Annotated in this window: 5 protein-coding genes; 1 reads left to right on the top strand and 4 read right to left on the bottom strand. The window is 59.9% G+C overall.

The genetic code is table 11. From position 1 onward, the window contains the following. The first annotated feature begins 84 nt into the window (after positions 1 to 84). Positions 85 to 951, top strand: a complete 867-nt coding sequence (locus FNA46_RS25755) for a restriction endonuclease (RefSeq protein ID WP_143128088.1) — start codon at positions 85 to 87, stop codon at positions 949 to 951. A 21-nt stretch (positions 952 to 972) separates the two neighbouring features. On the opposite strand, the gene FNA46_RS25750 is transcribed toward FNA46_RS25755, so the two are convergent. The 4 genes from FNA46_RS25750 to FNA46_RS26265 form a co-directional block, all read right to left on the bottom strand. Beyond that, positions 973 to 1,455: a hypothetical protein gene (locus FNA46_RS25750; protein ID WP_246103394.1), complete on the bottom strand. Its 483-nt coding sequence runs from the start codon at positions 1,453 to 1,455 to the stop codon at positions 973 to 975. 181 nt (positions 1,456 to 1,636) lie between these two features. Beyond that, positions 1,637 to 3,514 carry a hypothetical protein gene (locus FNA46_RS25745; RefSeq protein WP_143128087.1) on the bottom strand — a complete coding sequence of 626 codons (1,878 nt, stop codon included), beginning with the start codon at positions 3,512 to 3,514 and terminating at the stop codon, positions 1,637 to 1,639. Beyond that, complete coding sequence (locus FNA46_RS25740) at positions 3,511 to 4,023, bottom strand: ABC-three component system middle component 2 (protein WP_143128086.1); 513 nt, start codon at positions 4,021 to 4,023, stop codon at positions 3,511 to 3,513. Before FNA46_RS25740 ends, FNA46_RS25745 begins: the two co-directional genes overlap by 4 nt. Further along, a partial coding sequence (locus FNA46_RS26265; RefSeq protein ID WP_342782441.1) for an ABC-three component system protein occupies positions 4,014 to 4,568 on the bottom strand: 555 nt, incomplete at its 5' end. The genes FNA46_RS26265 and FNA46_RS25740, both read right to left, overlap by 10 nt.

Here is a 4,568-nt window from a genome sequence, read left to right as displayed (position 1 = left end):
TTCCAGGGGAGAAGGTCATTGGACATCGTCACGTTCGACGAACTCCTGGATCGTGCCCGTTTCATAACCCGAGACTGATGTCACATGACCCTCCGACCCATAGAAGCCAAGCTCGTCGATGATCTTTTTGTGCAAGGAGGATACGTTCTTAATTTCACGAACCAGACCTTCACCGAATTCTTTCGGCATGAGGTCGGCGTGGAAATTTATGACGATGTCTATGGCTTCCGGGGGAATTCCAAGGGCAAGCGTCTCGTCGCCTTCACGCAGAAGGCTCAGCCGAAGGCAATTGCCAAGGCCCTGGCGGGATTATGGGAATATCTGCAGGCTGACCGCCCCGACGATGCCACCGATGACAACCGGAAGAAACTCAGCGCGATTATCGAGCGGTTGGGCGGCCGGCCGCTGCCCGGTGCCGCTGTCGTCGAGGAGCCCAAAGTTACTCAGCCGCTACGCCCTGCGGAGGGCATTCTCGCAGCATTGGAATCCGAATTCCTCGCACTCGAAACGATGACCGACCGACCTCACGAACGAGGGTACGCCTTCGAGCGTTTTCTGAAGCGGTGGTTTGACACGTGGGGGCTGGACGCCCGTGCGTCCTTCAGGACTATCGGTGAACAGATCGACGGATCTTTTCAACACGACGGCACGACATACCTTGTCGAGGCAAAATGGCATCGCGCGCAAACTGATGCCACGATGTTGCATTCCTTTCAGGGAAAGATTGAAGAGCGCACCATATGGACCCGTGGGCTGCACGTTAGCCATGCCGGCTATTCAACTCCATCCTCCGCTGCGTTCACCTCGAGGCGCATCATCTTGATGGACGGTCAGGATATCTATATCGCGCTCAATCGGCGCTTGGATCCGGCGATTGTGATCAGGGAGAAAGCCAGAGCTGCTTCTGAGCGAAAGAACCCGTTCGCCAAGGTGCTGGAACTCTTTCCGTAGACGGCGCCGGTGCGAGCGCAATCACTCGCAGTGTTTCGGCGCCTTCAGCGTCTTCACCATCGTGTCGATCACTGGGCCATACCGCCTCTGCTGGCGGGCCGGATACTCCAACGTGAAATTCCCCATGGCGCCGTCACATAGCGCGATCTGCCGCATGTAGATGATGCGGTCGCCCTTCGTGCCGGAATAGCTCGCCCATGACGCTCCGCGCTTCTCGTAAGTAAACTTCCAGCCGTCGTCGATCTCGAACCTCCTGCGAAGATCGCTCTCCTGGGAGAAGCCGCCCTCGGAGAAGTTGTTCCCCCAGATCGAGAGCTTCGCCTGACCGTCCGCGCTCTCGAGGCCGATGCCGTCGCCATTTTCCGGCACGAGGATCGTCTTGAAGTCGGCGGGCAGGTCGACGCTATATCCAAAGCGGCCGTTCGCGTACATTTTCCAATCGGCGGCAGTGGCCATCGGCGCAGCGAGCAGGGCCGCTAGGAAGACAATGTATCGGCGGCGCAAATTAGTCCCCTCGCGCTTTGGACGACATTCGGCCGTTGTAACACGACCCGATCTGCCGCCGCCATCCACTCGAATGCCCGGCTAGACGAAGTCACCGATCTTTCGCGCAAGAAAGTCGAAGAGGAATCGGCGGCCGGCATTAGGGCGGGGCGTACTACTAGAAACCGCGCCGCTCGCCGGACTAATCCGCTCCGAGGGACAGTCCAGCAGGAAACAGACCGTACCGGCCTTCCCCTTCGACGCCGGTGAACATCTCGATCCTGGCCTGCCCCTCGATCGATGCGGGAGGATCGGTGTTTTCAAGGACGATGATCTGCGCGATATCGCTCAGCCCGGCGAGATGTTTGTAGAAATGCTCAGCGAGCGTCGTCTTCTTCAAAGCCGCCTCGTCGGCGGCAAGTGCGCCGTGCTTCACGCTGGTGGGTTCACGGTAGGTCAGCAGCGGCGTGTCGAGCACCAGGAACCCCGGTGTCGGAAGCCTTCGCCGATGGCAGTAGATCAAAAGCCCGACGTTGAACGCGGCCCGCATGATAGCCCTGACACCCTTGCCGTTCGCGGCTCGCGGCTTTCCGGCGATCGAAACGTCGTAGGACTCGTTGTCAAAGAGCGCGTGCGCCGCATTCGGGAACTTCCATGCTTCGAGAACCTCTCGGACAACCTCTCCAAACGCATAGGACGTCACCGCGTCGGGCCCGACTACGAGCTTGTCGTTCGACTTTTTAGTGGAACGCGATGCGATCTCGGCCCGCTGCGCGGCTAGCCCATCGCGTCTATCATGGAGATCGAGCGTCCTTTGGATGCCATTGCGCTCCTCAACGATCTGTTCGTAGCGCTGTCTCGCGCCTGACTCGGTGGGCCTGGCTTCCTCTATGGCGCGGTCCAGGCTTTCGATAGCCTCATCAAGCCGGGCACCGCGTGCCTCTATTCCTGTCGCCTCCGCCTGAAGGGACTTGATGGTCAACGCTAGTTCTCGCTGCTCGACCTCGATCTTCGCCGCTTCCGCGGACGCTGCCCTGTAGGCGAGAGCAATCTCTGCGGAACCGTGATCGTGGGTCTGCGCCTCGGGAGGCGCTCCGCAAACCGGACATTCGCGCCGTGCCATCGCCGTCAGGACATAACCGCTCTCCTCGATGGAGTGGAGCCGGCGCACGTCGGAAGCATAGACCTCCTCCAGGCGGATGAACCGGCCAATGGTCACCTGGAGTTCGGCCAGGCGCACATGCAGGTCCTGGCGCGAGTCCATCTTCCGACGTCGATTAGAGATGGCGAGGTCCAGACTTTCCTGTTTCTGCAAAAGGTCGTCGAGGATGGAGGCGGCCGCAGTGTTGAGGCGTTCCAACTGCTTTTCGACGTCCGGTCGCGAAACCGGGTTCTCGCCAAGCTGCCTCTCGATTCCTGCTATCAGGTCGTCGATTAGTTCAAGCTTGGCTTCCTTGGCGACCTTCCGCTCCGAAGGCTTCTGCACTTCAACGACGCCCGCGTCGTCCATCCCGGTAAGGAGGAGCTTGAACAGGTTCTCCTCGAAGGTTCTTTGGGTCGGGGTTCCAGAGTATCTGACCGGGCTGCGCTCGGCGATGATGTCACCCTCGGACACGACTGCGTACGGCGATAGCAGACGAATCGACAGGTTCTCCTTTGCGCCGTTACCGTCCTTTACAACCCGCTTGCCGGCAAGGCCCATGGCATCGAGCACAAGATGCGATACGTTGTCAGTCCGCGCGGAATCGTGCGCGGCCGCCAGCGACGTGGCCGCACGGCCGTCGTCCGATGCGACAAATCCTTCGAAGAGCCGAAAGGCTCCACCCCGAGTACTTCGGTAAAGGGTGAGCTCGCGCTGTCCGGTGACGAAGCTCAGCCACACGCCGTCGTACGCGACGACTTCGTCTGTCTGCGGGAGCGTCGTGCTTCCACCAAGCATGTACACCAACGCCTTTCCAGCGAAAGACTTCCCGGTGTTGGAGGCCCCATAGATGACGTTGAGGCCGCTTTGGAAATGCAGGGATGCCGGTTTGAGCCCCGGCCCTGTAAAGGTGAGGCGTCTGATCTCGATGCCGCTCATCTGACGCTCGCGCCGGTCGCGTCGCCTTCTCCGAACTCGGCGGTCCATCTTCCAATACGCGCCTCGATCGTGGCCTTGATTTCTTCCGTAGGTAAGCTGGCAAACCTTCTTGCAAGGAAGCCTGCACGCTCTTTCAGGGCCATGGTGTACTCCGAACGCAAGGCGCCTAGAAAGCTTGGCACCTCTTCGCTGGCGCAATAGACGATCCCGCCCTCCGAGTGTTCTACGTCAACGAGATGAACTCTCTGCATCGCGCGTAGGCTTTCCTCCACGAGGCGGCGACGGACGAGGAGTTCGCCCGCGCGGTTCGGCAGTGCAGGGTGGAGGCTCGGCGGAACATCGTCTCCATCAAGGTCGCCCGTGTGGACAACGAGATGGTCCAACCACGTCATTTCGAGAAGACCGCACCGCCGGGGGTAGAACGCCTCCAGGAGGACGACCGAACGAATCCCAGTCTCCAAGGTGCTGTTGAAGGCGCGGCCAGCCGGCAGGTGTTCCTCTACGCCCATTTCAGCCGTCCCTCGTTTACCAGATGATGGCAAGCGCCCTGTTGAATGTGGGGGCCCGCGTGCTTGCCAAGGATGCCTGTCGTGCGCACGGACACGGCCTGGATCATTACGCTGTCGAGTCTTTCAAGGCTGTCCTTGTGGGGGCGGCGATGAGTGTCGATGACCCCGCTATAGACTTCATGCTTGAAGGTATCGACGTAATCCTGCGGCGTCGAGTCACGATAGAAACGCTCGAATTCCATTGCGTCGAAAAAACGGATTCTCTGATCCCGGAAGTGATCGCCATGTTCTGGGTGCGCCAGCACATCGGACGAATCCTGGAAAGCTTGCTGCGACCGCTCGCCGTAGACCTGAAGAAGCTGGGAGACGTAGACGCTTTCGCTCGACTGCATCTCGGTTGGAACGACACCTCGAGGCGCTCGTCCCGGATCCGCGTCGAACCATCCGACAAGGACACGCAGGCAATACGGGTCCGCGACGAGTCTCTCAGCATCGAGCCAGTCGACGTTCTTGAAGTCGAACTCGCGAATCTTCGCTTCGATCTC

It is taken from the genome of Affinirhizobium straminoryzae (assembly GCF_007004135.1).
Taxonomy (GTDB): Bacteria; Pseudomonadota; Alphaproteobacteria; order Rhizobiales; family Rhizobiaceae; genus Neorhizobium; species Neorhizobium straminoryzae.
The sequence above is the reverse complement of the archived record's forward strand: the minus strand, read 5'-3'. Positions and strand labels throughout refer to the sequence as shown.

Excerpts from the sequence above, each read along its gene's own strand:
- FNA46_RS25755 (WP_143128088.1), top strand. The coding sequence starts at position 85 with ATGACCCTCCGACCCATAGAAGCCAAGCTCGTCGATGATCTTTTTGTG.
- FNA46_RS25745 (WP_143128087.1), bottom strand. The coding sequence starts at position 3,514 with ATGAGCGGCATCGAGATCAGACGCCTCACCTTTACAGGGCCGGGGCTC.
- FNA46_RS25740 (WP_143128086.1), bottom strand. The coding sequence starts at position 4,023 with ATGGGCGTAGAGGAACACCTGCCGGCTGGCCGCGCCTTCAACAGCACC.